The 25,367-nt window shown below is 65.7% G+C and carries 23 protein-coding genes and 1 pseudogene; 16 read left to right on the top strand and 8 right to left on the bottom strand.

The window, feature by feature from the left end:
- The first annotated feature begins 6 nt into the window (after positions 1-6).
- From FQV39_RS08585 to FQV39_RS08595, 3 genes are read left to right on the top strand one after another with little or no spacing between them, the layout of a single operon-like run.
- Positions 7-1,347, top strand: a complete 1,341-nt coding sequence (locus FQV39_RS08585; protein ID WP_149129909.1) for a branched-chain amino acid ABC transporter permease — start codon at positions 7-9, stop codon at positions 1,345-1,347.
- Between the two features lie 27 nt (positions 1,348-1,374).
- The gene (locus tag FQV39_RS08590; RefSeq protein WP_149129910.1) at positions 1,375-2,619 is read left to right on the top strand and encodes a threonine ammonia-lyase; all 1,245 of its coding nucleotides are present in this window, start codon (positions 1,375-1,377) and stop codon (positions 2,617-2,619) included.
- Positions 2,620-2,676: 57 nt separating this feature from the next.
- Positions 2,677-3,150 (top strand): RDD family protein, encoded by a 474-nt coding sequence (locus FQV39_RS08595; protein ID WP_149129911.1) that lies wholly within the window; start codon positions 2,677-2,679, stop codon positions 3,148-3,150.
- Between the two features lie 6 nt (positions 3,151-3,156).
- Here the strand turns inward: FQV39_RS08595 and FQV39_RS08600 are convergent, their stop codons facing one another.
- Entirely contained in the window at positions 3,157-3,987 is an 831-nt protein-coding gene (locus FQV39_RS08600; RefSeq protein WP_149129912.1) for a class I SAM-dependent methyltransferase, read from the bottom strand.
- A gap of 147 nt (positions 3,988-4,134) precedes the next feature.
- On the opposite strand from FQV39_RS08600, the gene FQV39_RS08605 reads away from it, so the two are divergent.
- The 7 genes and pseudogenes from FQV39_RS08605 to FQV39_RS08635 all read left to right on the top strand — a co-directional run bounded on the left by FQV39_RS08605 (position 4,135) and on the right by FQV39_RS08635 (position 10,394).
- The gene (locus FQV39_RS08605; protein WP_149129913.1) at positions 4,135-4,899 is read left to right on the top strand and encodes an arginyltransferase; all 765 of its coding nucleotides are present in this window, start codon (positions 4,135-4,137) and stop codon (positions 4,897-4,899) included.
- A 111-nt stretch (positions 4,900-5,010) separates the two neighbouring features.
- Positions 5,011-5,658, top strand: coding sequence for an RraA family protein (locus FQV39_RS08610; protein WP_149129914.1), 648 nt, complete (start codon positions 5,011-5,013; stop codon positions 5,656-5,658).
- A gap of 145 nt (positions 5,659-5,803) precedes the next feature.
- On the top strand, positions 5,804-6,118 hold the full coding sequence (locus FQV39_RS08615; RefSeq protein ID WP_149129915.1) for a UxaA family hydrolase: 315 nt from the start codon (positions 5,804-5,806) through the stop codon (positions 6,116-6,118).
- The gene (locus tag FQV39_RS08620; protein WP_248313295.1) at positions 6,115-7,314 is read left to right on the top strand and encodes a UxaA family hydrolase; all 1,200 of its coding nucleotides are present in this window, start codon (positions 6,115-6,117) and stop codon (positions 7,312-7,314) included. Before FQV39_RS08615 ends, FQV39_RS08620 begins: the two co-directional genes overlap by 4 nt.
- 411 nt (positions 7,315-7,725) lie before the next feature.
- Positions 7,726-8,532: pseudogene (locus FQV39_RS08625) on the top strand (PepSY-associated TM helix domain-containing protein); the annotation flags it as partial.
- A gap of 152 nt (positions 8,533-8,684) precedes the next feature.
- A complete protein-coding gene (locus FQV39_RS08630) occupies positions 8,685-9,710 on the top strand; it encodes a DUF2336 domain-containing protein (RefSeq protein ID WP_149129916.1) in 1,026 nt (341 codons plus the stop codon).
- Between the two features lie 90 nt (positions 9,711-9,800).
- Positions 9,801-10,394: an outer membrane protein gene (locus FQV39_RS08635; RefSeq protein WP_248313296.1), complete on the top strand. Its 594-nt coding sequence runs from the start codon at positions 9,801-9,803 to the stop codon at positions 10,392-10,394.
- Positions 10,395-10,572: 178 nt separating this feature from the next.
- Here the strand turns inward: FQV39_RS08635 and parC are convergent, their stop codons facing one another.
- The 3 genes from parC to FQV39_RS08650 all read right to left on the bottom strand — a co-directional run bounded on the left by parC (position 10,573) and on the right by FQV39_RS08650 (position 14,339).
- The gene (parC, locus tag FQV39_RS08640; protein ID WP_149129917.1) at positions 10,573-12,819 is read right to left on the bottom strand and encodes a DNA topoisomerase IV subunit A; all 2,247 of its coding nucleotides are present in this window, start codon (positions 12,817-12,819) and stop codon (positions 10,573-10,575) included.
- A gap of 234 nt (positions 12,820-13,053) precedes the next feature.
- Positions 13,054-13,815 carry a DNA repair protein RecO gene (recO, locus tag FQV39_RS08645; protein WP_149129918.1) on the bottom strand — a complete coding sequence of 254 codons (762 nt, stop codon included), beginning with the start codon at positions 13,813-13,815 and terminating at the stop codon, positions 13,054-13,056.
- A 143-nt stretch (positions 13,816-13,958) separates the two neighbouring features.
- Entirely contained in the window at positions 13,959-14,339 is a 381-nt protein-coding gene (locus FQV39_RS08650; RefSeq protein WP_149129919.1) for a tautomerase family protein, read from the bottom strand.
- Positions 14,340-14,456: 117 nt separating this feature from the next.
- Here FQV39_RS08650 and FQV39_RS08655 point away from each other — a divergent pair, with 117 nt between their 5' ends.
- On the top strand, positions 14,457-15,302 hold the full coding sequence (locus FQV39_RS08655; protein ID WP_149129920.1) for a LysR substrate-binding domain-containing protein: 846 nt from the start codon (positions 14,457-14,459) through the stop codon (positions 15,300-15,302).
- A gap of 165 nt (positions 15,303-15,467) precedes the next feature.
- On the opposite strand, the gene FQV39_RS08660 is transcribed toward FQV39_RS08655, so the two are convergent.
- The 3 genes from FQV39_RS08660 to FQV39_RS08670 all read right to left on the bottom strand — a co-directional run bounded on the left by FQV39_RS08660 (position 15,468) and on the right by FQV39_RS08670 (position 20,136).
- Positions 15,468-17,684, bottom strand: coding sequence for a RelA/SpoT family protein (locus FQV39_RS08660; RefSeq protein ID WP_149133741.1), 2,217 nt, complete (start codon positions 17,682-17,684; stop codon positions 15,468-15,470).
- Positions 17,685-17,949: 265 nt separating this feature from the next.
- Positions 17,950-18,339, bottom strand: a complete 390-nt coding sequence (gene rpoZ, locus FQV39_RS08665) for a DNA-directed RNA polymerase subunit omega (RefSeq protein ID WP_149129921.1) — start codon at positions 18,337-18,339, stop codon at positions 17,950-17,952.
- 87 nt (positions 18,340-18,426) lie between these two features.
- Entirely contained in the window at positions 18,427-20,136 is a 1,710-nt protein-coding gene (locus FQV39_RS08670; RefSeq protein ID WP_149129922.1) for an ATP-binding protein, read from the bottom strand.
- A 335-nt stretch (positions 20,137-20,471) separates the two neighbouring features.
- On the opposite strand from FQV39_RS08670, the gene FQV39_RS08675 reads away from it, so the two are divergent.
- Both FQV39_RS08675 and acpS read left to right on the top strand, forming a co-directional pair.
- Entirely contained in the window at positions 20,472-21,221 is a 750-nt protein-coding gene (locus FQV39_RS08675) for a pyridoxine 5'-phosphate synthase (protein WP_149129923.1), read from the top strand.
- Positions 21,222-21,486: 265 nt separating this feature from the next.
- Positions 21,487-21,903 carry a holo-ACP synthase gene (gene acpS / locus FQV39_RS08680; protein ID WP_149129924.1) on the top strand — a complete coding sequence of 139 codons (417 nt, stop codon included), beginning with the start codon at positions 21,487-21,489 and terminating at the stop codon, positions 21,901-21,903.
- A gap of 77 nt (positions 21,904-21,980) precedes the next feature.
- On the opposite strand, the gene aqpZ is transcribed toward acpS, so the two are convergent.
- Entirely contained in the window at positions 21,981-22,706 is a 726-nt protein-coding gene (gene aqpZ / locus FQV39_RS08685; RefSeq protein WP_149129925.1) for an aquaporin Z, read from the bottom strand.
- A gap of 242 nt (positions 22,707-22,948) precedes the next feature.
- Between aqpZ and lepB the strand changes: the two genes are divergently transcribed.
- Genes lepB through era form a run of 3 tightly spaced genes read left to right on the top strand, consistent with a single transcriptional unit; the run spans position 22,949 to position 25,354 of the window.
- Positions 22,949-23,716 carry a signal peptidase I gene (gene lepB, locus FQV39_RS08690; RefSeq protein ID WP_149129926.1) on the top strand — a complete coding sequence of 256 codons (768 nt, stop codon included), beginning with the start codon at positions 22,949-22,951 and terminating at the stop codon, positions 23,714-23,716.
- Positions 23,713-24,444, top strand: coding sequence for a ribonuclease III (rnc, locus tag FQV39_RS08695; protein WP_248313297.1), 732 nt, complete (start codon positions 23,713-23,715; stop codon positions 24,442-24,444). The genes lepB and rnc overlap by 4 nt, the downstream gene beginning before the upstream one ends.
- The gene (gene era, locus FQV39_RS08700) at positions 24,437-25,354 is read left to right on the top strand and encodes a GTPase Era (protein WP_149129928.1); all 918 of its coding nucleotides are present in this window, start codon (positions 24,437-24,439) and stop codon (positions 25,352-25,354) included. The genes rnc and era overlap by 8 nt, the downstream gene beginning before the upstream one ends.
- Positions 25,355-25,367 lie beyond the last annotated feature (13 nt).

Raw genomic sequence — 25,367 nt, forward strand, 5'->3', positions numbered from 1 at the left:
GGCGACATGCGCCCGCTCCTCCTGCCGATTCTGGCCGTCATCCTGCTCGCCCTCGCGGGGTGCGGCGCAGATTTCGACACCGATCAGATGCGGCTTTGCCGACAGGCGATCCCACCGCTCAATCCACCGAATGCCCGCATCGAGATCGAGCGCGCCACGAAGGGGCCGGTGCCGCGCGCGCTGAGGCTGTTGTACCGCGTGCAGCTCGGCGACGATGTCTCGCGCCACCGCAGCATCGACTGCCTCTTCGCCGGGGAAGGCAGTGGACCCGGTCGCGGCGCCCTGATCGGCATCGCCTCCGACGGGCGCCCGATGGCCGATGCCAGCTTCTATCTGCTGCGGCGCTTCTATCTCGAGGACCGGGCCGAGCCACCGCCTGATCCGGCCGCCCCCTCCGCCGAGAACCTGCCTGCGCTCCCGCTCTCGCTTGCCTATGGTCTCCAGCAGGGGTTGAGCGCCCTGCCCTCGGCGGCGATCTACGGCCTGCTCGCTGCGGCCTATGCCCTCGTCTACGGGCTGACCGGGCGGATCATCCTGAGCTTCGGCGAGTTCGCAGCGCTCGGCGCGCTCGCCTCCGTCGTCGGCGTCGCGCTGCTGCTCTCGCTCGCGATCTCGACACCGCTTTCGGGGCTCGCGGTCGCCTTCGCCGTCGCGATCCTCGTTTGCGCCCTGCACGGCTTCGCCATGGGCCGCTTCGTGCTGCGTCACCTCGAGCGCGGCAGCGGCCAGCAGATGTTGATCGCCACGATCGGGCTCGCCATCGCGATGTCCGAATATCTCAGGCTGGTGCAAGGTCCGGAGCTGCGTTGGCTGCCGCCGGTGTTCAACAGCCCGATTCCCCTGGCCCATGCCGGGAGCTTCATCCTCACCTTGAACCCGCTGGCACTGGCTCTCGCCATCATCGGCCTTGGCGTCATGCTCGGCCTCGTCGCGCTGATCCGGCGCACGGCCTATGGCCGCGCCTGGCGGGCCGTCGCAGACGACGCGCGGACTGCGGCGCTGTTCGGCGTCGATGCCCGCGCCGTGCATGACGTCGCCGTCATCATCGCCTGCGCCATCTGCGGCATGGCCGGCGTCATCGTGACGGCGATCTATGGCGGCATGGGTTTCGCCGGCGGTTTCTCTCTGGGTCTCAAGGCGCTCGTCGCTGCCATTCTTGGCGGTATCGGCTCGGTCAGCGGCGCGGCGCTGGGCGGGCTCTGCATCGCCATCTTCGAGGCCCTATGGTCGGCGACGCTGCCGATCGAGCAGCGTGACCTCGCCGTCTACTCCCTGCTGGCCATCGTACTGATCGTGCGCCCCGGCGGCTTCTTCGGCGATGCCGAACTGACACCGCGGCAAGTTTGACGACATGACACCTGGATGGAGCGCATCATGAGCGAAGCCTTCGCCATCACTCCCGAGGATATCGACGCGGCGGCGAACCGCATCGAGGGGCATGTGCTGCGGACGCCGCTGGTGCCGGCGCCGCGCCTGTCCGAGCTGACCGGCGCGACCGTGCTGGTGAAGCATGAGAACATGCAGGCGACCGCCTCGTTCAAGGAGCGCGGCGCGGTCAACAAGCTGCTGACGCTCAGCGAGAGCGAGCGGGCACGCGGTGTCATCGCCATGTCGGCCGGCAACCACGCCCAGGCGGTGGCCTATCATGCCAAGCGCTTTGGCATTCCGGCGACGATCGTGATGCCCGAGACGACGCCCCTGGTGAAGGTCGAGAACACCCGTACCCATGGTGCCCGTGTCGTGCTCCATGGCGAGACGCTCTTCGAATCCAGCCAAAAGGCGCACGAGCTTGCCGGCGCCGAGCAACTCGTCTTCGTCCACCCCTATGACGACGCGGCGGTCATGGCGGGCCAAGGCACGGTGGCGCGCGAAATGCTGGCCGACGAGCCCGATCTGGACGTGCTGATCATTCCGATCGGCGGCGGCGGGTTGATGGCCGGCAACGCCGTCGCCGCCAAGGCGATCAAGCCCGGGATCGAACTGATCGGCGTGGAGGCCGAGCTCTATCCCTCCTTCTTCAACGCCGTGCATGCGCAGGACCGGCCGATCGGCGGGCCGACGCTGGCTGAAGGCATCGCGGTCAAGACGGTGGGCCAGCTCACGCTGCCGGTGATCTCCAGCCTGGTCAGCGATATCGTCCTCGTTAGCGAAGACCTGATCGAGCGCGCCGTCAACGCCTATGCCAGCCTGCAGCACAGCCTTGCGGAAGGCGCGGGCGCCGCCGGGCTGGCCGCGATGCTGAAGGACCCCAAGCGCTATGCCGGGCGCAAGGTCGGGCTCGTGCTCTGCGGCGGCAATATCGACACCCGTCTGCTCGCCGCGATCATGGTGCGCGAACTCGAACGCGAGGACCGCATCGTCGCCTTCCGCCTGACCACCAACGACCGGCCGGGCCTGCTCGGCAAGATCGCGAGCCTGCTCGGCAATGAAGGCGCCAATATCCTCGAAGTCAGCCATGGCCGCCTGTTTCTCGACGTGCCAGCCAAGGGCGTTTCGCTCGACGTTACCGTCGAGACGCGGGGCGAGGCGCATTCGCGCGCGATCGAGGACGCGCTTGCCAAAAACGGCTTCGCGCCACGACGGATCCTGCCACGCGGCCTTGCGGAACCGGCACGCTGATCAAACATATCCGCTCGGGCGCCGCATCCCGCGCGCCGTTGGAGGATTGAAGTCTCGATGAGCGATACCCGTTATGGCCAGCCGCCGATCACGGCTCTGGAGCAGCGTCCCTATCAGAACCTCAGCGGCGTTCTGGGGTCTCGCCTGTTCGCCTGGCTGATCGATATCGTCGTGCTGTTCTTCCTCGGCTGGCTGGTCCTCGTGCTGCTGGTTGTGCTCGGCATCGTCACCTTCGGCGCCACCTGGCTCCTCATCCCGATCGCGACGGTCGCGACCGCTCTCGGCTATGCGGCGTTGACGATCGGTGGCCGGCGCCAGTCCACCTGGGGCATGCGCGTCGCGGGCTTGAGGGTCGAGACCGTCAATGGCGGCCGGCCGGACGGTCTGACGGCAGCCGTGCATGCGCTGCTGTTCTACGTCGCCGCCGGTACCTTCCTGCTCTGGCTCGTCGACGTCGCCTGCGGCTTCGCCCGCGAAGACCGGCGCATGGGCCACGACCTGCTGACCGGGCTCGTCGTCGTCCGGGCCTGATCAGGTCTAGAAGCGGAAGCGCAGCAGGCGCGCCATCTGCGACAGCGCGGGAATCCATCCAAAGATCTGGATGGCAGCCCGCGCAGGCAGCGACATCCGAGCAACCTGGCGCGGGTCAAACCCATCCGCGCCATAGCCCGTCAGCTCCTGAACGAGCTCGAGCCGTGGCAGTTTCCGCATCAGCTCCCGCGGATCATCGAGCGCCCAGTGCAGCACCGCACCGGTCGAGTGGACGGAGGGCTGCCAGGCGATCAGCGAGAGGCCCAAATGGCTATAGGCATCGAAGGCCAGTTCGCCACCGGGGACGTGGTCCATCACCCGCTCCAATAGAATCACCACCTCTTCCTCGGGCAGATAGGGCAACAGGCCTTCGGCGATGACGAAAGCCGGCCGATCCCGCGGCACCGCCTCGATCCAACCCGGCTCGATCACCGACGATCCGAGCAGCGTACAGTTTTCGCGAGCAGGATAGAGGCGTTGCCGCAAGGCGATGACATCCGGATAATCGACGTCGAACCAGCGGACTCCGGCGGGAGGCTCGAGCCTGAAAACGCGGGCATCGAGCCCGCAGCCGAGATGCAGCACCGTCGCCTCGGGGTGCCGGGCGATGAAATCCCGTGTCCAGCCATCGATGACATGCGCCCGCAAGGCGACGCCGATCATCATGTCGCGATCGATCCCGAGCCGTACGAAGTCATAGTCGATCCGGCCCACCGCGTCCGCGGCGAAGCGATCCTTCAGGAGCGAATCGGGCAAACGGCTCTCGCCTGCCTTCGCGCAGAGCGTGATCAGGAGCGTTTCCTTCGCGCCTCTGAGCGCCACCTTCTCGCCGGACATTTCAAGCTCCCGAGGCCAGTCCGTCCACTGTCCAGTCGACGCTGGGAAATTGTCGGCAGCAAGATCGCGTCATAGGCCGCCTCGTGCTTGTTGCCGCCGCCACCGATGCTACATTGAAGGGGCGCAGCTTTTTCGGAGCCCGCCGACGTGACGCGCCCATTGCGGGACGCCCCGCAATTCTACCTCACCTCCCCGACCGCGTGTCCCTATCTGCCGGGACGCGAGGAACGGAAAGTATTCACGCATCTGGTCGGGTCCCGGGCGCGCGAACTCAACGACGTGCTGTCGCAGGGCGGCTTCCGCCGCTCGCAGAGCATCGCGTACCGCCCGGCCTGCGAGACCTGCCGGGCCTGCATCTCCGTCCGGATCTGCGTCGATGATTTCCGCTATTCGCGCGGCTTCCGCCGAGTGCTGGCGCGCAACAACGACCTGATCGGCGAGGTGCGGCCGCCGCAGCCGCGCTCCGAGCACTACTCGCTCTTCCGCGCCTATCTCGACGAACGCCATCCGGATGGCGGCATGGCGACGATGTCGGCACTCGACTTCGCGATGATGGTCGAGGACACCCATGTCGAAACTCATCTCGTCGAATACCGCCGGCGCGGCCCCGATTCGGGCTTCACTGGCCGCGGCGAGGGCGACCTCTTTGCCATGGCGCTGACCGACAAGCTGAGCGACGGGCTCTCCATGGTCTACTCGGTCTATGATCCGAACCTGGAGCTGCGCTCGCTCGGCACCTTCATGGTGCTGGACCATATCGCCCGGGCGCGGCGGCTGGGCCTGCCCTATGTCTATCTCGGCTATTGGGTCGAAGGCTCGCCGAAGATGGCCTACAAGGCCCGCTTCCTGCCGCAGGAGCGCTTGATGCCACAGGGCTGGGAGCGCGTCGACCGCACCGATTCAACCGATTGAAACGCATCCGCGACGCGCGCAAAACGCGCTTGCGACGCTTCACCCCTCCCGGCACTGTGCCGCCAACGGCCAGCGCGGCCCCCGCCGCGACATATGCCGACCGGAGGAAACATGAGCGAAGACCTGACGCTGCGGCTGGAGCGTTGCTACACCGGCATCATCCACGACACGATGCGGGCGATGGGCCTGAAGGACTTCGTGCTGCCCCCGGAACTGCGCCCGCTCCTGCCCGGCCAGAAGCTTGCGGGGCCCGCCTTCACCGTCGAGGGCAAGACCGGCGCGTTCGACGCGCATGAGACGCTGCTCGGCTGGACCGGCCTGCTCTCCGCCGCCAAACCCGGCCATGTCTGGGTCTGCCAGCCCAACACGAACGAGATCGCGCTGATGGGCGAGCTCTCGGCCGAGACGCTGAAGAACAAAGGCGTGCGCGGCTGCGTCATCGACGGGCTCTCGCGCGACACCGAATTCATGGTCGAGATGGGCTTCCAGGCCTATTTCAAGGCCTATACGCCGCGCGATATCGTCGGCGTCTGGCTGCCCAAGGCGGTCGATGAGCCGATCAAGATCGGCGACGTCTGGATCCGCCCCGGCGACTACATCCTCGCCGACCGCGACGGCGTCGTCCGCATTCCTGCCGAGATCATCGAGGAGGTTCTGGAGAAGTCGGAAACGGCGATCTCGGCCGAGAACAAAGTCCGCACCGCGATCCTCGCCGGCACCGATCCGCAGCAGGCCTATCTGCAGTACGGCAAGTTCTGAGCCTCAGCGCGCTCGTCATTCCGGGCGCAGCGCAGCGGAGACCCGGAATCCATCGTAAGGCTCCGCGCTCTATGATGGATTCCGGATCGGCGCCGCTTCGCGGCTTGTCCGGAATGACGGCGCCTAGGCCATAGGGAGCGAGACGATGACACACGATCCGCACCTCATCCTGCTCGATCCGCGCGACAACGTCCTGGTTGCGCGGGTGCGGCTGAAAGCCGGCGACAGTATCGAAACCGGCTCCGGTCCCGCAGTGCTCGACCGCGACATAGCGCTCGCCCACAAGATCGCCTGCCGCGCCATCGCGGCCGGCGAGAAGATCCTGAAATACGGCGCACCGATCGGCGTCGCAACCGAGGCGATCGCCGCCGGCGCGCATGTCCATGTCCACAACATGCGCAGCGACTACACGCCGACCTACCATCTGGAAGACGAGCGCAAGGCAGGAGCCTCGGCATGAGCGAGATGCGCGGCTATCTCCGATCCGACGGGCGCAAGGGCATCCGCAACACCGTCGCGGTCGCCTATCTCGTCGAATGCGCCCATCATGTAGCGCGCGAGATCGCGCTGCCCTGGCGCGAGGAAGGCGTTCACGCCATCGGCTTTCCCGGCTGCTATCCCAACCCCTATGCCGAGCGGATGATGGAGCAGCTCTGCACCCATCCGAATGTCGGCGCCGTGCTGCTGGTTTCGCTCGGCTGCGAAAGCTTCAACAAATACGCGCTGGAACGCATGATCCGCGCCAGCGGCCGCCCGGTGAAGACCATCATCATCCAGAGCACGGGCGGCACCCGCACCTCGATCCGCGAGGGTCGCGCCTGGGTCGAGGAGCAGCGCATCGCGCTCGACGCGCAGGAAACCGTGCCGATGGCGGTTTCGGAATTGGTCGTCGGCACGGTCTGCGGCGGCTCGGACGGAACCTCCGGTATCACCGGCAATCCGGCCGCGGGACGCGCCTTCGACCAACTCATCGCCGAGGGTGCCGCCTGCATCTTCGAGGAAACCGGCGAGCTGATCGGCTGCGAGCACATCATGGCGGCGCGCGCGGTTACGCCAGCGCTCGGCCTGGAATTGGAGAAGTCGGTGGCCAAGGCGGCGCGCTACTATGCGACGCTGGGCTATGGTTCCTTCGCCGCCGGCAATGCCGAGGGCGGGCTCTCGACCATCGAGGAGAAGTCGATGGGCGCCTATGCCAAATCCGGCGCCTCGCCGATCTCGGGCCTGATCAAGCCCGGCGACGTGCCGCCGCATGGCGGGCTCTACCTGCTCGACGTGGTACCGGACGGCGAGGTGCGCTTCGGCTTCCCCAACATCAACGACAATGCCGAGATCGCCGAGCTGATCGCCTGCGGGGCCCATTGCGTGCTGTTCGTGACGGGCAGAGGCTCGGTCGTCGGCTCGGCGATCTCGCCGGTGGTGAAGATCTGCGCGAATCCGGAGACCTACCGCCGGATGTCCGAGGACATGGACGTCGATGCCGGGCGCATCCTCGAAGGCCACGCCAGCCTCGACGAGGTCGGCCAGGAGATCCGCGACCTCGTGGTATCGCTCGGCCAGGGCGGCAGGACGAAATCGGAGGAGCTCGGCCATCAGGAGTTCATCCTGACCTATAAGAGCTTCGAGCCGCTCGGCCCGGCCTGCCTGCCGGCGGCCTGAGGACTAGAGACTGATTCACCGATCAGGTTGGATCAACCTGATCGGATCACGCGTTCTCTAGCGCGTCACGGTAGACGCTTCCGCCGATCGGGATGATCGGCTAAGCGCCTTCGCATGAAGGGGACGGCAGGACGAGTGAACTGGCACAGGAGCGCGCTCGCGCTGGTGGCCGTCTATGTCCTGGTTCTGCAGACGACGCTCGCGGCGCTTGCCGCTGGGCTTTCGGCCCAGCCTTCGCCTACGCTCCTGCATCCTCTTTGCGCGCCCGGCCAGACGGCACCGGCCGAGCCTGCATCGGACAGCGGCAGCAAGCTGCCCGATTGCTGCGCAAGCCTGTGCCTGTCGGCAGCGATCGCCCTGCCGCCGCCCGCCGCCCCCTTCGCGACCACCCGGCGGGAGCTGGCATCGCACATCGTCACCGTGCGCGGCAAGCCGCGGCAGCGCGTGTTCTGGCGAGACCTGCACGCGGTCACGGGCCTCACTGCCGGAGGCTTCATCTTGTTCCTCGCCATCACCGGCATGCCCTGGTCGGTGCTCTGGGGCGCCAAGGTCAACCAATGGGCCAATGGCCACAATTTCGGCTACCCGGCCGGCCTGCGCATCGCCGTGCCGATGTCGGACGAGCACCTCGCCCATGCCGGACCGACCTCGTGGTCGCTGGAGCACGCCAGAATGCCGGAATCGACGGCAGCCGAGGGCAAGCCGATCGGCCTCGACGCGGCAATCGCAATCTTCGACCGCCTCGGCCTGAAGCGGGGCTATGCCGTCAATCTCCCGAGCGGGCCGAGCGGCGTCTATACCGGCTCGGTCTATCCGAAGGACATGACTTTCCAGCGAGTGATCCATCTCGACTAGTACAGCGGCAAGCCGCTGATCGATATGAGCTATGCCGATTATGGCCCGCTCGGCAAAGCGCTGGAATGGGGCATCAACGTCCATATGGGCCAGGAATTCGGTCTGGCGAACCATCTCCTGATGCTCGCGGTCTGCCTTGCGATCATCCTGCTTGCGGTCTCGGCGCTGGTGATGTGGTGGAAGCGACGGCCACAGGGCTCGCTCGGCGTCCCGCCCCTGCCGGCAGAGAAGGCGACGCTGCGGATCGTCCTCGGCCTGCTCGCGACCGGGGGACTCATCTTCCCGCTGGTGGGCTTTTCTCTGATTGCGATGGCCTTGATCGACCATCTCCTGACCAGAAATTCGCAATCCTTGCCTGCGTAATCTGAAAAGTCGCCGAGGGATGCCGGTGCGCGCATCGCGGGCCAGACAGCGGGGCGTACTGCCCCGCTGCCGAGAAAAAGAACCTGTTGCCTTAAGAGTAAATCAAGCTGGTTCGGGCATGCTGTGGCCGCTACTTTGCCGTGGGGGCCTTCATGTTGCGTAACCTGACCCGGATGCCGGCCGACATGTCGTCGGATTCGCGCCGGCAGTTGCTTCATGCGGTCACGGATCTGTTTCTCCTCGATCAGGAACCGAGCGAGGCCGTCAAGGAACACTACGGGGAAATCGCGACAACTTCGCTCGGCCACCTCGGCGATGACGAACGCAAGGGCTATGCGGACCGCGTGGCGACCATGCCGACCCTGCCGCACAATGTCGCCGTCACCCTCGGCGGCGACAGCAACGCCGAGGTTGCCCGGCTCGTCCTGACCCTCTCGCCGGTGCTGACCGACACCGATCTCGCGGCCATCGCCGTCACCCAGTCGCAGCAGCATCTTGTCGCCATCGCGGAACGCGCACGGCTCTCCGAAAGCGTCACCGACATCCTGGTCGAGCGTGGAGACCAGAAGGTGCTGCACACGGTCAGCGCCAATGAGGGCGCGGCCTTCTCCGACCGCGGCTTCGACCGGCTGCTTGAGCGTGGCCAGGGCGATGCCGGCATCACCGGCGCTTTGGCCAGCCGCTCGGACCTTGCGCCGAACCGTGCCCAGCGCGTCCTGCGGATCGTCGAGCAATTCGCGGAAGGAACTGCTCCCAGTGCGAACGCGACGCAGGAGGCTGTCTCCCTTGCCCGCCAGGCGCGCCAGCAACGCCTCGAGGTCAAGCTCCTGCTCTCCGACCTAGCCGCGAAGGTCCGCGAGGTCGATGACGTGCTGACCATGCTGGCCGACGAAGACCGCGCCTACCATCTCGCGCAGGTCCTGGCGCAGATCGGCGACATCACGATCGAGCAGGCGCTGCGCGTGCTGATGCAGCGCGATGCCAGCGGCATCGCTGTCACCTGCCGCTCGCTCGGGATCGGCACCACGGCCTTCCGCGCCATCCTGCAGCTGCGCGCGCGGCGCCTCTACTTCTCCTCGCGCGATATCGACGACGATGTCGACGCCTATGCCAAGCTCGACCTTGCCACCGCCGAGCGGACGCTGCGCTTCCTCAAGCTCAGGACGAAGATCGCCTGAGCGACCCGTGGCCGCGCCACAAAACCGCGACATTCGCCCCGCCTCATGCTAGCTTCCCGCAGGGCGCTTCTGCGCGAGGATGGCTTCGACGTGAGATTTCCGCTTCTTTCGGCTGCGGCGCTTTCGGTCCTTTTCGCGGGCGCGGCGCAGGCGCAGACCTTTCTGCCCCTCACCGGTTTCGCCACCTTGCCGTCCTTCGCCTGGGACGAGCCGATGATCTCGCCGCGATGGGAGGGCTCCTATGCCCGCATCTCCTCGGGCTTCCAGGTCACAAGCTCAAAGCATATGCGCACCAGCGCCGGACCGACCTTCGGGCTGGAGGCCGGCACGATGCGGCGCGAGGGCAACTTCGTCTACGGCATCGTCGGCGCAATCGACTATGCCCCTGCGATCGGCGGCTACGGCTATCCGAGCTTCGGCAACGCGGCCTACACACGCGACTTCGCCGGCGCCTTCCAGGTCAAGACCGGCGTGCTGGTGACGCCCGACGTGTTGCTCTACACCAAGGTCGGCATGTCGGCCGCCAACGAAACCTGGCGCTATGGGGCGACGGCATTCTCGGCGCCTTTCAGCCAGAGCGAGATCGCCGTGCGGCCCGAGGCCCGCGCCGGCGTGGAATGGGCCGTGACCGACAAGATCACGCTCGGTCTCGAAGTCGGCGTTCTCGGCCGGCCGATCCGCTGAGAGCTTGATTCAAGCGGCTGCGAGGTTGATTCCGGACCGACGCGTAAGACCTTGAATTCGCGTCATTCTCGGGCGAAGCGAAGCGTAGACCCGAGAAGCTCTTGCAGTAAGGAACGGCTCTCCTTCCAGAGATGCTCGGGTCGAGCCCGAGCATGACGCGGTCGCCTTCCAGCACGGCTTACCCCCCGAACGTATTGCTCTTCGGGAAGCCCTTGGGCGGCAGGCGGCCGGCTTCGGCGCGGTGGCCCAGCCACTCCATGAGATCGGCCTGCGGCACGGTCCAGGTCCGGCCGGAGGTGTCGAGCCAGGTCAGGCCCTCAGTGAGGTTGAAGGTCTTGGCGTCGGAAAGACCGCCATCCTTGTAGCGCTGCAGGCGCACGCCCTTGCCGCGGCCCATTTCTGCCACTTCCGAAATGGGGAAACAGAGCAGCTTGCGGTTCTGTCCGATGATCGCGACATGATCGCCGTCTGCCGGCACCGCCAGCATCGCAACCATCGCGCCGTCGACATTGAGAACCTGCCGGCCCTTGCGGGTGTTGGCGACGACATCGTCGGCCGGGGCGACGAAGCCCCTGCCCTCGCTCGTCGCCATCAGCAGCCTGGTGCCCGGCCTGTAGGGGAAGGCCGAAACGATCTCCGCAGTCTCCTCCAGCTCGATCATCAGCCGGATCGGATCGCCGAAGCCGCGACCGCCGGGCAGCTTCGAGGCGTCGAGCGTGAAGACCTTGCCGTTCGAGGCGAGTACCAGCACCTTCGCCGTCGTCTCGGTGAAGAACGCCGTCTGGAGCGCATCGTCGCCCTTGAAGGAGAAGCTGGAGCGGTCCTGCACATGGCCCTTCAGCGCGCGGATCCAGCCCTTCTTCGAGATGACGACCGTGATCGGCTCGCGCTCGACCATGGCCTGGGTCAGGTCGATGTCGGCGGTGTCGGGCATGTCGGCGAAGTCGGTGCGGCGCTTGCCGATCGCCGTCTCCGGGCCGAAAGCCTTCTTCACCTGCCGGATATCCCAGGCGATCGTCTTCCACTGCGTCGCCTCGGAGGCGAGCAGTTCCTCGATCTGCGCCTTCTCCTTGGTGAGTTCGTCGAGCTCGGTCTTGAGCTGCATCTCCTCGAGCTTGCGCAAAGCGCGCAGGCGCGTGTCGAGGATGGCGTTGGCCTGGACCTCGGTGAGGTCGAAGACCTTCATCAGCTCGATCTTCGGCTCCTCCTCCTCGCGGATGATTTTGATCACCCGGTCGAGGTCGAGATAGACGATCAGCAGGCCGCGCAGGATCTCAAGGCGCTTCTCGATCTGGCCGAGGCGGAAGCGCGAACGCCGCTGCAGCACTTCGCGGCGATGGTCGAGCCAGGCGCGCAGCGCCTCGGCCAGACCGAGCACGCGCGGCACGAGACCGCCGGTCAGCACGTTCATATTCATCGGAATGCGCGATTCCAGCTCGGAGAGCTTGAACAGCGATTCCATCATGAGGTTGGCATCGACGTTGCGGGCGCGCGGCTCGATGACGATGCGGATGTCCTCGGCCGACTCGTCGCGCAGGTCCGCGACCAAGGGCAGCTTCTTGTCGTTGAGCAGCTCGGCGATCTTCTCGATCAGCCGGCCCTTCGAGACCATGTAGGGGATCTCGGTGACCACCGCGAGCCAGGTGCCCCGGCCCTGATCCTCGACCTGCCAGCGCGCGCGGGTGCGGAAGGCGCCGCGGCCGGTTCGATAGGTCTCCGCCATCGACTCCCGGCTCTCGACGATGATGCCGCCAGTCGGGAAATCCGGCCCCGGCACGAAGGTCATGAGCTGCTCGGACGAGGTCTCGGGATGCTGGATCAGGTAGAGCGCGGCATCGCAGAGCTCGGCGGCGTTGTGCGGCGGGATCGAGGTCGCCATGCCGACCGCGATGCCCTGCGAGCCGTTGGCGAGCAGATTGGGGAAGGCCGCCGGCAGCACGACCGGCTCCTCATCCTCACCATTATAGGTCTCGCGGAAATCGACCGCGTCCTCGTCGATGCCGTCGAGGAGAAGGCGCGCGACCTCGGTCATGCGCGCTTCGGTGTAGCGGTAGGCGGCGGCGTTATCGCCGTCGATATTGCCGAAATTGCCCTGCCCGTCGACGAGCGGATAGCGCTGCGCGAAATCCTGGGCGAGGCGGACCAGCGCGTCATAGACCGACTGGTCGCCATGCGGGTGGAACTTACCGATGACGTCGCCGACGATGCGGGCGCATTTCTTGTGGACCTGGCCCGGATCGAGCCGCAGCAGCCGCATGGCGTGCAGGATGCGGCGATGGACGGGCTTCAAGCCGTCGCGCGCATCCGGCAGGGCGCGGTGCATGATGGTGGAGAGCGCATAGGCGAGATAGCGCTCCTCAAGCGCCGATTTCAGATCGATGCGCTCGGCTTCATCTTCCGGCGGCGGATCGACCGGTTTGCCCATACGTCTTCAGCCCTCGTCTCGTCGAAAATTCGCGCGGCCCAGATCACGTCGCATTCGGACGGCACCGTCCGAATGCGAAAAACGTGATCGATTCTCAAAGTTAGAGCATTGCTCCACGCGAAAAACCGATCATCACTTTTTCGCGCCATGCTCTATGGCACAGCGCGAATCAGCCCGCCAGAACAATGCAGGTACGCCGCCATGCGTGCAAACGCCGGGGCGGGCTTTTGACGCTCAATCGGTGGATGAATCCGCAGCGGGTGAATTCGCCGCGGCGCGCGTCGCCAGTTCAATCAGCCGCGCCCGCTCCGGCGGCTCGCGAAGGCCGCGCGGCTCGTAGAGGTGACGGCGCAGGAAATGCCCGGTCAGGGCGAAACCGGCCAGAAGCTCAGCCGAGGACGGCTCGCGCCCGCCCTGCCCCTCGACCAGGAAGGCCGGCAGTGCCAGCAGCCGGTCGAGATAGGGTTGCGCTGCCCGCCGGCTGACGGCTTTGCCCGATTTCGGCGAGACATGGCTGAGATCGTCGGTGGAGCCGGTCACGACGCAGCGCGCCAGATCGAGCCCGAAGCCGAGCTCCGACAGCATGGCCAGTTCGAAGCGCACGACCAGCGGCGGCGCAAGGCGCGGCTCGTCGAGATGGGCGATGAGGACGGCGAGCCCCTCGTAGAGGCCGGGATGCGGATCCCGCTCCGGTAAGAGCCGCAGCAGCCCGGCAATCGTTCCCAGCCCGTAGAGGGCAATCGGAGCCGCCATCAAGCGGGCAGCGTGGGAAGTCAGCAGCTCGATCTTGTACTCGCCGAGATGCTCATCGAGCCGGGCGCGCCAGGTCAGCGAGACGTGGTTGCCCGGCTGCAGTTGCGGCTGCGCCTTCTGCGAACGCCCGCCTCGGACAAGGCCGAGATGACGGCCATGGTCGCGGGTCATCACCTCAAGGATCACAGCGCTTTCGCCATGAGCCTTGAGGCCGATGATCGTGCCCTCGTCGGTCCATTCCATGAACTGGATGTAGGCCAGGCGCGCACCGGAAGGAACCGCGTCATGGTCGGGCTTGACCCGACCATCTCGGCAACCAGCATCCTCTCGTCATGAGATTCTCGGGTCGCCGCTGCGTGGCGCCCGAGAATGACGGCGGCCGCGCCTCAGGCGTATTGCGCGACGCCGGCACCGAAGGACCAGTTCTCGCGGGCGGTCTCGACGAGGTTGATGAAGATGTCGTCCGAGCGCAGGCCGGGATCGCGCCGCAGGTTCTCGTGGATCCTGGCGAAGAGCGCCTTCTTCTGCGTGATGCCGCGCGAGGCGCTGACGGTGAGCTGGATGATCACCATCGCGTCCGAACGGTCGAAGCCGAAATAATTGGCGTCATAGATGAACTCGTCGGCGTCATGCTGATGCACGATGGCGAAGAGATCGCCCTCCGGCACCTCGAAAGTTTCGCGCAGAGCGCGATAGACGCCGTTGACGATGGCGGCGGGCTCGGAAGCGGGACGGCCGCGGCGCATGGAAATCCGGATCAGGGGCATGGTTCTCTCCATCTGCAGCAGCCCAAATGGCTACCGGTCGATGGCAAGAAGCTAGCCTTGAATCATAAAACGATAAATCGTATCTTTGTTGATATCATAAATACGGATTTTTGATTTATGAGCACCCCTGCCCTGGATGTGGAAGCGGTTGCAGCCTTCCTTCAGACCGCCGAGCTGTCGAGCTTCACCCGAGCGGCCGAGGCGCTCGGCTCGACACAATCGCTGGTTAGCACGCGGATCAAGCGGCTGGAGACAATACTCGGAAAGCTCCTGCTACAGCGGCATCCACGATTGGTAAGGCTTACTTCCGAGGGTGAACGCTTCCTGCCGGTCGCCCGGGCGTTCCTCGTTGCCCACAACCGGGCGCTCGCGACCTTCAGCGAAGCAGTAGAACAGATCGCCATCGGTATTAGCGAGCAGGCCGCCGGCGCCGACGTTCCGGCGCTGCTCGCGCGACTGGCTGCGCGCGACCCCGGCCTCATCGTCAATCTGCGCATCGAGCCGTCGAGCCAGTTGGAATCGGCCTATGAGGCGGGCGATCTCGATGCGGTCCTCATCCGCAGGATCGGCGCCGGCAAGACCGGCGAGGTTCTGCGCGAGGATAGCCTCGGCTGGTTTGCCTCCCCCGCCCTGACACGTCGCGAGGACGCGCCGCTGCCGCTCATCAACCTCGTCTCCGAGTGTCGCTTGCGGCAGCACGCCATCAACGCGCTCGACCGGCACGCCATCGACTGGCGCGAAGCCTTCATCGGCGGCGGGATGGCCGCGGTACAGGCTGCGCTGACCGGCGGCCTTGGGGTCGCTGCCCTGGCAACCCGGATCGCCCCGCCAGGCGCCGTCGATATCGGCGCGGATTGGGCGTTGCCATCGCTCGGGCGCTCGCAGGTCGTCCTGCGCAGCAACGCCGCTACGCCACGCGGCCGGGCCTTCGTGCGGGAGCTGGCGGCCGCGTTCCGGGGCTAGGGACGAACCGTCCCTAGGGTCAGCCCTTTCGTATCGAAACGCGCCGTCTTTCCGGACAAGGCGCGAAGCGGCGCCGATCCGGAATCCATCGAAGGGCGCTGGCGCTCTACGATGGATTCCGGGTCAAGCCCGGAATGACGGCGTGGTTCCGGTATTAAAACCCTCCTAGCCGACCACCCGCTCGACGCGGCTGATCACGCGCTTCTCACGCAGCTCGCTGATGATCGCCGAGAGGTGCTTCAGGTCCCAGACGGTGAGATCGATCGTGACATCGGTGAAATCCGGGTTCGGACGGTTCATCGAGACCGAGTCGATATTGCCGTCATGCTCGGCAATCGTCGTGGTGATCTGCGCAAGCGAGCCAGGCTCATTGAGCGACTTCAGCGCAATGCGAGCCGGGAAGCGCTGCGGCACCTTGTCGTCGAGATCCCAGCGCACATCGAGCCAGCGCTCGGGCTCGTTGTCGAAGGCGGCGAGCGCCGGCGACTGGATCGGGTAGATCGTCACCCCCTCGCCCGGCGTCAGGATGCCGACGATGCGATCGCCCGGCACCGCGCCCCCCTGCGGAGCGAAGCGCACCGGCAGGTCACGGCCGAGGCCGCGGATCGGGATGGCGCTGTCGTCGGAGGGCCCCTCGCCCGGCAGTTTGAACTTCAGGTTTTCGCCTTGGCGCAGCTCGAACCACCCCTTGCCGCTGGCCGCAGCGCCCGGCTTGGTCTCGGTCGTGGCGCGCTTCTCCGGTTCGAGATCGGGATAGACCGCCTTCACGACATCGCCGGAGTACATCTCGCCGCGGCCCACCGCGGCGAGCACGTCGTCGACCGTGTTCCGGGCGAGGCGCCTGAGTGCTGCCTTGAGCTTGTCGTCGGAGAAAGCACGCTCGGCGCGGGAGAAGGCGCGTTCGAGGATCTGGCGGCCCAGACCCGCATATTGCCGGCGCACGGCGGCGCGGGTGGCGCGGCGGATGGCGGCACGTGCCTTGCCAGTCACGACGAGCGCCTCCCAGGCCGCCGGTGGCGCCTGGCCCTCGGCACGGGTGATCTCGACTTCGTCACCGTTCTGCAATTCGGTCAGGAGCGGCGCGATACGGCCGTTGATCTTGGCGCCGACCGCGCTGTTGCCGACATCGGTGTGCACGGCATAGGCGAAATCGATCGGGGTCGCGCCACGCGGCAGGGCGATGAGCCGGCCCTTCGGCGTGAAGCAGAAGACCTGATCGTGGAAGAGCTCGAGCTTGGTGTGCTCGAGAAACTCCTCGGGGCTGTCGCCCTCGTTCAGCAGATCGACGGTGCGGCGCAGCCACTGATAGGCGCGGCTCTCGTCGCCGAGCTGGGTCGGCTCGCCAGGGCGGCCATCCTTGTAGTGCGCATGCGCGGCGATGCCGTATTCGGCGATGCGGTCCATCGAATCGGTACGGATCTGCAATTCGACGCGGCTATGGCCGGGGCCGACCACGGTGGTGTGGATCGAGCGGTAATCGTTCTGCTTCGGCGTCGAGATGTAGTCCTTGTAGCGGCCGGGCACCATCGGCCAGGTCATATGGACGATGCCGAGGACGCGGTAGCAATCCTCCGGCTTCTCGACGATGACGCGAAAGCCGAAGATGTCGGAGAGCTGCTCGAAGGAGACCGACTTCCGCTCCATCTTCTTCCAGATCGAGTAAGGGCGTTTGCGCCGCCCCGAGACCTGGGCCTGGATGCCGCTGGCGGCGAGCTTCTCCTTCAGATCGCGCTCGATCTCGCCGATCACCCTGCCCTCGCGCTCGGTGACCTCCTCCAGCCGCTTGGTCACGGTGGCGTGAGCTTCCGGCTTGATGTGGCGGAAGGAGAGCTCCTCCAGCTCCTCTCGCAGCTCCTGCATACCCATACGGCCGGCCAGCGGCGCGTAGATCTCAATCGTCTCCTCGGCGATGCGCAGGCGCTTCTCAGGCGGGACGAAATGCAGGGTGCGCATATTGTGCAGCCGGTCGGCGAGCTTGACCAGCAGCACCCGGACATCGTCGGCGATGGCGAGCAGGAGCTTGCGGAAATTCTCGCCCTGCGCCGCCTTCTTGGAGACGAGGTCGAGCTTCTTGATCTTGGTGAGCCCGTCGACGAGCCGGCGGATATCCGGCCCGAACATGCTCTCGATCTCTTCCAGAGTCGCGGCCGTATCCTCGACCGTATCGTGCAGCACCGCGGCGACGATGGTGGCATCGTCGAGCTTGAGATCGGTCAGGATCGCCGCGACTTCGAGCGGATGAGCGAAGAACGGATCGCCGGAAGCGCGCTTCTGCGTACCGTGCGCGCGCATGGCATAGACATAGGCCCGGTTGAGCAGGTCCTCGTCGGTATTCGGATTGTAGCTCCTGACCCGGTCAACGAGCTCGTACTGCCGCATTATGCCCATGCGGGCCTCTGCCTCGACATTCTCTTGTTGCAACTCATGATTATTTGCACAGGCGTGGGCGGCAGCAAGGCGTTTTCCGGATAGCGGGCATGAAAAAGCCCGGCATTGCCGGGCTTTAACTTCAAACTATGAACAATCGATTCACGCTAGATCGCCGTGCCTCCTATCGGACGCAAAGTGGCGATCGATCTCTCGGTCAAAGCATCGGATTTCTCCGAAAAGTGGATTCCACTTTTCGGTCCGATGCTCCAGCCGAGGATCAGTCCTCGTCGTCGGCGCTCTCGGTCGGCGGCACGAGGCCGTCGAGACCGCGCAGCAGATCCTCTTCGCTCATCCGGTCGAACTGGATGTCGCTGTCGGGGGTCGCGGCGGTGGCGGGGTTGGCGAGCAGCGGCACGGTCTCCGGCTCCGGCTCGTCGACCTCGACATGCTTCTGCAGCGAGTGGATCAGGTCTTCCTTGAGATCCTCGGGCTTCAGCTTCTCGTCGGCGATCTCGCGAAGCGCGACGACGGGATTCTTGTCGTTGTCGCGCGCGACGAGGATCGACGAGCCCGACGCGATCATCCGCGCGCGATGGCTGGCGAGCAGCACCAGCTCGAAGCGGTTCTCGACCTTGTCGATGCAGTCTTCAACGGTAACGCGAGCCATGGGCGGCTTCTTCCGATCTCAGCGATGCAGGGAATAGGTTGAGCAGGCCCTTACAGCCAAAGCCGCCGGGATGCAAGAAATTCGCGCTCAGGCCCGCATGCGCCGGACCATGTCGTCGAGGGTCGGTTCCAGCCGGCCACCGCCCTCCCCCGCGCGTCCCCCCATCGCCGGCAGCTCATGCGGCTTCAGCTCGGCGAAGCGCATCCGCATCGTGGTGGCAACGCCTTCACCGAAGGCGATCGCCTCGCGGTTGCCGATCGAGGAGAGGAAGTTGATCGTGCTGGCCGAGGCGTCGGAGATCGCCGAACGGATGATCTGCTGGTCGCGCTCGTTGGCGAGCCGCATCGCGAAGACCGTCGAGCACTGCGACAGGATGGTCGGGTCGAGTTCGCCCGGGCGCTGCGTGACCACGCCGAGATAGGCGCCGTATTTGCGCCCTTCCTTGGCGATGCGTGCGATCGCCTGGCGGGTGGGCGCGAAACCAAGCGCCTGGTCGGACGGCACATAGCGATGCGCCTCTTCGCAGAGCACGAGGACCTCGCAGGCGCCTTGGCTCGCCATGGCGAGGTCGAAGGCCAGCCGCGACAGCACCGAAGCGACGGCATTGACCACCTCGCCCGGCAGGCCGCCGAGCTGGAAGGCAGTGATCGGCCGGCCATGCATCGGAATGCGGAAGATCTGACCCAAGATCGGCGCCACCGTCTCGTACATGTTGGCGCGGCCGAACATAAAGCGGTAACGGGGATCAGCATGGAGCGATTCCAGCCGCACCTTCAGCGAGCGCAGCGCCGCCCTGGGCCAACGCTGCTCGTGCAGGCCGATCATTTCGTCGACGACGGCAAAGGCGTCCTTCAGACGGTAAGGCGTCGATGCGTCGACGCCACCCGTCGATGGCGTCGGTTCTGGGCTGCTGCGCCCGACGCCGAGATCGAGCGGGCGCTTGAGCAGGCTCGAGCCGAGGTCACGCGCCAGTTCCTGGCTACTCGGAACCCGGTAGCGGGCGCGTGCAGCCGCGACGACCTCGCGCAGGATATCGGGCTCGTCGTCCAGGGCCGGCCGGCCGCGGAAGACGATATCGGCGAACTCTTCCTGCTTGAACATCCAGAACGGCAGGTCGAGCGCGTCGCCATCGATGGTGAGGGCGAGATCCGGAAAGGCCACGGAATATTCGTTGTGCGGATCGAGGATCAGCACGCGCAGGCGCGGACGCGCCGCGACGGCACGGCGCAGCAACAGCGAGACGGCGCTCGACTTGCCGACGCCGGTCGTGCCGACGAGGGCGAAATGGCGCGACAGCATGTCCTGAACACTGACGGTGGCCGGGATGCTGGCATCCTGCGTGATGTGCCCGATCTCGGCGCCGGCCCGGTCGCCAAGGTCGTGGACGAGCGCGAGGTCCCCGGCCCGGATTCGGTGAGCGACGGCGCCGATCGGCGGATAGGTGGTGATACCGCTCTGGAAGCGCACCGATCCGTCCGCCTTCTCCAGAACCTCACCCAAAAATTCGACCTCGACCTGGATCGGATTCTCGCCGTCCGTCCAGGCCGGCTCGACCGCATGCAGCTTGTAGACCAGGGCCACGATGCGGCTTTGACCGAGATTGATCGAGATCATACGACCGATCGCCCAAGCGTCGCCCGCCTGCCAGTTCGCGGTCGAGACTGCGCTCAGGATGGTGGCGCGCGAGCCATCGCAGGCGATCACCCGCCCGAGCGCACGCTCCGGCGGCTGACTAGCATTCCGACGGTCCGGCGTGATGTCCGTGTGGAAGGTCGCGTTCTTCAAGGGGAGTTGCATAAGCCCCGCTCGGTTCAATTCGAAGTTTAGCAAATTTATGTCTTGACGTTACAGCGAGCCGGTTACGATTACCTTCACAGATAACGAACAACCATTCGCGGTTATCAAATCGCAAATCGCCACTGCCGGCGGCCGCACAGATCACAAATCGTGAGGCCGACATCACAATCCCTGCATTGAGCCGATGCCGTGCTTTAGTCTAGATCGCCGTGCGTCCGTTCGGACGCGAAGTGGCGATCTATCTCTTTGCTATAGCATCGGATTTGCCCGAAAAGTGGATTCCACTTTTCGGTCCGATGCTCTAAGCACGGGCAACTACAACGAGGGCTTGCACCATGGCCGAAGGGCTGCGTCTGGGCGTCAACATCGACCATGTCGCCACGGTGAGGAATGCGCGCGGCGGCATCCTGCCCGATCCGGTCCGCGCCGCCCATCTCGCCATCGCCGTCGGAGCCGACGGGATCACCGCCCACCTGCGCGAGGATCGCCGGCATATCCGCGACGACGACATGGAACGGCTCGCTGCCGAGCTGACGAAGCCGCTCAATTTCGAAATGGCCGCCACCGACGAGATGATCGCGCTGGCCGAGCGGCTGAAGCCGCACGCGGCCTGTCTGGTGCCGGAGAAGCGCGAGGAGCGCACGACCGAGGGTGGACTCGACGTCGTCGGCCAGGAAGCGCAGCTTGCGCCGCGCATCGCCCGGCTGAAGGCAGCCGGCTGCCGCGTCTCGCTCTTCATCGAGCCGGATGAGGCGCCGATCGCGATGGCGGCCAAGCTCGGCGCCCCCGTCGTCGAGCTGCACACCGGCAGCTGGTGCCATGCCGTCGCGGATGGCAAAACGGCCAAGGCGGAAGCCGAGTTTCAGCGGCTTGCCAGCGGCGCTGCCTATGCGGCCAAGCTCGGGCTCGAGGTCCATGCCGGGCATGGGCTCGACTACGACACGGCCCGCAAGCTTGCCGGCGTTCCGGCCTTCGTCGAGTTCAACATCGGCCACTTCCTAGTCGGCGAAGCGATCTTCGTCGGATTGGAGGTCGCGATCCGCCGGATGCGGAAAGCCATGGAGGAAGGGCGCGCGAGCAGCTAGATCGCTTTTCGATCAGGTTGAACCGTCATTGCGAGCGCAGCGAAGCAATCCAGGGGGACTGGGTGAGACGTTCAACCCAGTCCCCCTGGATTGCTTCGTCGTTGCGCTCCTCGCAATGACGGCTTCTGCGATCCGCCTGATCGAAAAGCTATCTAGACCGCCGCGCCCTGCCGGGCGCCACGTGACGATCGATCTCTCCAGTGCCGCATCGCATGGCTCCGAAAAGTGGATTCCACTTTTCGGCACGATGCTTTAACAGCCGCTCATGATCCTCGGCATCGGCTCAGACCTCTGCGACATCCGCCGCATCGAGCGCTCCCTCGAACGCTTCGGCGAGCGCTTCACCCACCGTGTCTTCACCGAGGGCGAGCGGACGAAATCCGACCGCCGCGCGACGCGCGCGGCCTCCTATGCCCGCCGCTTCGCCGCCAAGGAGGCCTGCTCGAAGGCGCTCGGCACCGGCATGCGGGCCGGCGTGTTCTGGCGCGACATGGAGGTGGTCAACCTGCCGGGCGGGCGCCCGACGATGCGGCTGACCGGCGGCGCGCTGGAGCGCGTAAAGGCCATGACGCCGGCAGGCTTCGAGCCGATCGTCCATGTCTCGCTGACGGACGATCCGCCGCTGGCGCAAGCCTTCGTCGTGATCGAAGCCCGGCCGATCAGCAGCAACCGGCCCACATAGAGTCATCGCCGCAGAACAGAAAGGCCGGCGCTGTCGACGCCGGCCTTGAAACTACCTTGCGGGAAGGTCGAGCGGGCCTATTCGGCCGGCTGAGTGCCGGCGACGACGCCGTGCGGCTCGTCGCTCAGCCAACGATAGACGACACCGCCGAGCACGCCGCCGATCAGCGGAGCGACCCAGAACAGCCAGAGCTGGCCGAGCGCCCAGCCGCCGACGAACAGCGCCGGGCCGGTGCTGCGCGCCGGGTTCACCGAGGTGTTCGTCACCGGGATGCTGACGAGATGGATCAGGCACAGGCCGAGGCCGATGGCGAGCGGCGCGAAGCCTGCCGGAGCCTTGCCGTGGGTCGAACCCATGATGATGAACAGGAACATCATCGTCATCACGACTTCCATGAGGAAGGCCGAGACGAGATTGTACTTTCCGGGTGAATGCTCGCCATAACCGTTCGAGGCGAAACCATTGGCGAGATCAAAGCCTGGCGCGCCGCGGGCGATCAGGTAGAGAACGGCCGCGGCCACGATCGCGCCGACCACCTGGGCGGCGATGTAGGGAACAACCTGCCCCGTCGGAAACCGCCCGCCGGCAGCAAGGCCGACCGTTACGGCCGGATTGAGGTGGCAACCGGAAACATGGCCGATCGCATAGGCCATCGTCACGACGGTGAGGCCGAAGGCGAGCGAAACGCCGAGCAACCCGATGCCGACATTCGGAAAACCTGCAGCGATGACCGCGCTGCCGCAACCCGCAAACGTCAACCAGAACGTGCCGATGGCTTCGGCGACATACTTCTTCGTGCTCATGGTGATTCCCCCAGGGTCGGAAACGGGGAAATGCTGTTCTTGAAACACGATATCGTCAACGCATCGGAGCGCGTATTCGCCCTGCAAATTCGGCCCATCTCCTGCCGTTTTCTCGCATTGTAATTGTTCTGATCATGTATTCGCCATCCGGCAGTGTCATCCCTCCAGACTGCTCTTGCGCGTTGTCGCAGACGCGATAGTCGGCTAGACCGCGCTGGATCGCAGTCCCAGGAGCGCCCCGCGTGGCCAACGAAGTCGAAAGCAAGAGCAAGGCGGCCAAGGAAGAGGGCGGCATCTTCGAGACGATCAAGGTCGTCGTCCAGGCGCTGCTCATCGCACTGGTCATCCGCACCCTGCTGTTCCAGCCCTTCAACATCCCCTCGGGCTCGCTGATCCCGACGCTGCTGATCGGCGACTATCTGTTCGTGTCGAAATACACTTACGGCTATTCCAAGCACTCGATCCCGTTCAGCCCCCCACTGTTCTCGGGGCGTGTCTGGGCGGCCGAGCCCAAGCGCGGCGACATCGCCGTCTTCAAGCTGCCGACCGACAATTCGACCGATTACATCAAGCGCGTCATCGGCCTGCCCGGCGACCGCATCCAGATGATCGACGGCATCCTGCACATCAACAACCAGCCGGTGAAGCGCGAGCGCATCGCCGACTACGTGACCAGCGACAACTGGGGCCGCAGCGTCCCGGTGATCCGCTATCGCGAGACGCTGCCGAACGGCGTCAGCCACGAAATCATCGAGCGCGAAGGCGACACCGGCACCTTCGACAACACGCCGGTCTTCGTCGTGCCGCCCGGCCACTTCTTCATGATGGGCGACAATCGCGACAACTCGCTGGACTCGCGCGACCGCAGCGTCGGCTATGTGCCGTTCGAGAACTTTGTCGGCCGTGCCGAGATCATCTTCTTCTCGATCGAGGACGGCGCCTCGGCCTGGAAGATCTGGGAATGGCCCTATACGGTTCGCTGGAACCGTCTGTTCAGCACCATCAAGTGAGCAAAAGCAGCGAAACCGCGCGCAAGGCGCCGGACACTGCGCGGCTTGAAGCCGCGCTCGGGCACCGCTTCAGCGACAAGTCCCTGCTGACCACGGCGCTCACCCATATGAGCGCCGAGGAATCGCGGCTGGCGAGCTATCAGCGCCTTGAATTCCTCGGCGACCGCGTGCTGGGCCTGTCGATCGCGGACATGCTGTTCCGGCGCTATCCGCAATCCGAGGAAGGCAATCTCTCGCGTCGCCTTGCCGATCTCGTGCGCAAGGAGACCTGCGCCGAAGTGGCGCAGGTCTGGAATCTCGGCCAGTTCATGCGGCTGGGCGACGGCGAGATCCTCGGCGGCGCGCGCAAGAACAAGGCGATCCTGGCCGATGCCTGCGAGGCGATCATCGGTGCGGTCTTCATCGACGGCGGTTACGAGGCGGCCCGCGCCTTGGTCGAGCGCGCCTTCGGCGAGCGGCTGATGAAGCCGGTCCGCCCGCTGCGCGACGCCAAGACCGCGCTCCAGGAATGGGCACAGGGCAAGGGCTATCCGACGCCGACCTACAGCGAACGTGGCCGCTCGGGGCCGGACCATGCGCCAGTCTTCGTCGTGGCGGCGAAGATCACCGGGCTCGCGGACTCCGAGGCGCGCGGCCCCTCCAAGCGGCTCGCCGAGCAGGCGGCGGCCGAAGCTTTCCTGCGACGCGAAGGCCTGTGGAACGACAACCCGGAAGGCGACAATGTCTGAAACCGATCAACCCACGCGCTGCGGCTTCGTCGCGCTGATCGGCGCGCCCAACGCCGGCAAGTCGACGCTGCTCAATCAGTTCGTCGGCGCCAAGGTCTCGATCGTCTCGCGCAAGGTGCAGACCACACGCACGCAGGTGCGCGGCATCGCCATGTCCGGCCCGGCGCAGATCATATTCGTCGATACGCCCGGCATCTTCGCGCCGAAGCGCCGGCTCGACCGCGCCATGGTGACGAGCGCCTGGGGCGGTGCAACCGATGCCGACCTGATCGGCGTGCTGATCGACGTCGCCCGTTTCGAGCATGAGGAGAACACCGCGCTGCTGGAAAAGCTCACCGAGCTGAAGCAGCCGAAGTTCCTGATCCTCAACAAGATCGACACCGTAGCGAAAGAGAAGCTGCTCGAGATCACCGCCAAGGTGAACGAGCGGGGGCAGTTCGAAGCGACCTTCATGGTCGCGGCCCTGACCGGCTATGGCGTCAAGGACATCCTCACCTGGCTGGAGAAACGGCTGCCGCTCGGCCCCTGGCTCTACCCCGAAGACCAGATCTCGGATGCGCCCTTACGCTTCCTCGCTGCGGAGATCACCCGCGAGAAGATCTTCGAGCGACTGCATGACGAATTGCCCTATCGCTCCACGGTCGAGACCGAAAGCTGGCAGCAGAAGCCGGACGGTTCGGTCAGGATCGAGCAGACGATCTATGTCGAGCGCGAGGGCCAGCGGAAGATCGTGCTCGGCGAAGGCGGCCAGACGATCAAGGCGATCGGCCAGAAGGCCCGCGTCGAGATCGCCGAAGCGGCAGAGGCCAAGGTGCATCTCTTCCTGTTCGTGAAGGTGCGCGAGAAGTGGGAGGACGACCCCGAGCGCTATCGCGAGATGGGGCTGGAGTTTCCCAAGGGCAAAGGCTGAGCGCGCGGAAGAC

It is taken from the genome of Bosea sp. F3-2 (genome assembly GCF_008253865.1).
Classification (GTDB): Bacteria; Pseudomonadota; Alphaproteobacteria; order Rhizobiales; family Beijerinckiaceae; genus Allobosea.

Bases quoted from the DNA above. Each gene is read 5' to 3' on its own strand.
- FQV39_RS08585 (WP_149129909.1), top strand. From the start codon at position 7: ATGCGCCCGCTCCTCCTGCCGATTCTGGCCGTCATCCTGCTCGCCCTC.
- FQV39_RS08590 (WP_149129910.1), top strand. From the start codon at position 1,375: ATGAGCGAAGCCTTCGCCATCACTCCCGAGGATATCGACGCGGCGGCG.
- FQV39_RS08595 (WP_149129911.1), top strand. From the start codon at position 2,677: ATGAGCGATACCCGTTATGGCCAGCCGCCGATCACGGCTCTGGAGCAG.
- FQV39_RS08600 (WP_149129912.1), bottom strand. From the start codon at position 3,987: ATGTCCGGCGAGAAGGTGGCGCTCAGAGGCGCGAAGGAAACGCTCCTG.
- FQV39_RS08610 (WP_149129914.1), top strand. From the start codon at position 5,011: ATGAGCGAAGACCTGACGCTGCGGCTGGAGCGTTGCTACACCGGCATC.
- FQV39_RS08615 (WP_149129915.1), top strand. From the start codon at position 5,804: ATGACACACGATCCGCACCTCATCCTGCTCGATCCGCGCGACAACGTC.
- FQV39_RS08620 (WP_248313295.1), top strand. From the start codon at position 6,115: ATGAGCGAGATGCGCGGCTATCTCCGATCCGACGGGCGCAAGGGCATC.
- FQV39_RS08630 (WP_149129916.1), top strand. From the start codon at position 8,685: ATGTTGCGTAACCTGACCCGGATGCCGGCCGACATGTCGTCGGATTCG.
- parC (WP_149129917.1), bottom strand. From the start codon at position 12,819: ATGGGCAAACCGGTCGATCCGCCGCCGGAAGATGAAGCCGAGCGCATC.
- recO (WP_149129918.1), bottom strand. From the start codon at position 13,815: ATGGAATGGACCGACGAGGGCACGATCATCGGCCTCAAGGCTCATGGC.
- FQV39_RS08650 (WP_149129919.1), bottom strand. From the start codon at position 14,339: ATGCCCCTGATCCGGATTTCCATGCGCCGCGGCCGTCCCGCTTCCGAG.
- FQV39_RS08655 (WP_149129920.1), top strand. From the start codon at position 14,457: ATGAGCACCCCTGCCCTGGATGTGGAAGCGGTTGCAGCCTTCCTTCAG.
- rpoZ (WP_149129921.1), bottom strand. From the start codon at position 18,339: ATGGCTCGCGTTACCGTTGAAGACTGCATCGACAAGGTCGAGAACCGC.
- FQV39_RS08670 (WP_149129922.1), bottom strand. From the start codon at position 20,136: ATGCAACTCCCCTTGAAGAACGCGACCTTCCACACGGACATCACGCCG.
- FQV39_RS08675 (WP_149129923.1), top strand. From the start codon at position 20,472: ATGGCCGAAGGGCTGCGTCTGGGCGTCAACATCGACCATGTCGCCACG.
- acpS (WP_149129924.1), top strand. From the start codon at position 21,487: ATGATCCTCGGCATCGGCTCAGACCTCTGCGACATCCGCCGCATCGAG.
- aqpZ (WP_149129925.1), bottom strand. From the start codon at position 22,706: ATGAGCACGAAGAAGTATGTCGCCGAAGCCATCGGCACGTTCTGGTTG.
- era (WP_149129928.1), top strand. From the start codon at position 24,437: ATGTCTGAAACCGATCAACCCACGCGCTGCGGCTTCGTCGCGCTGATC.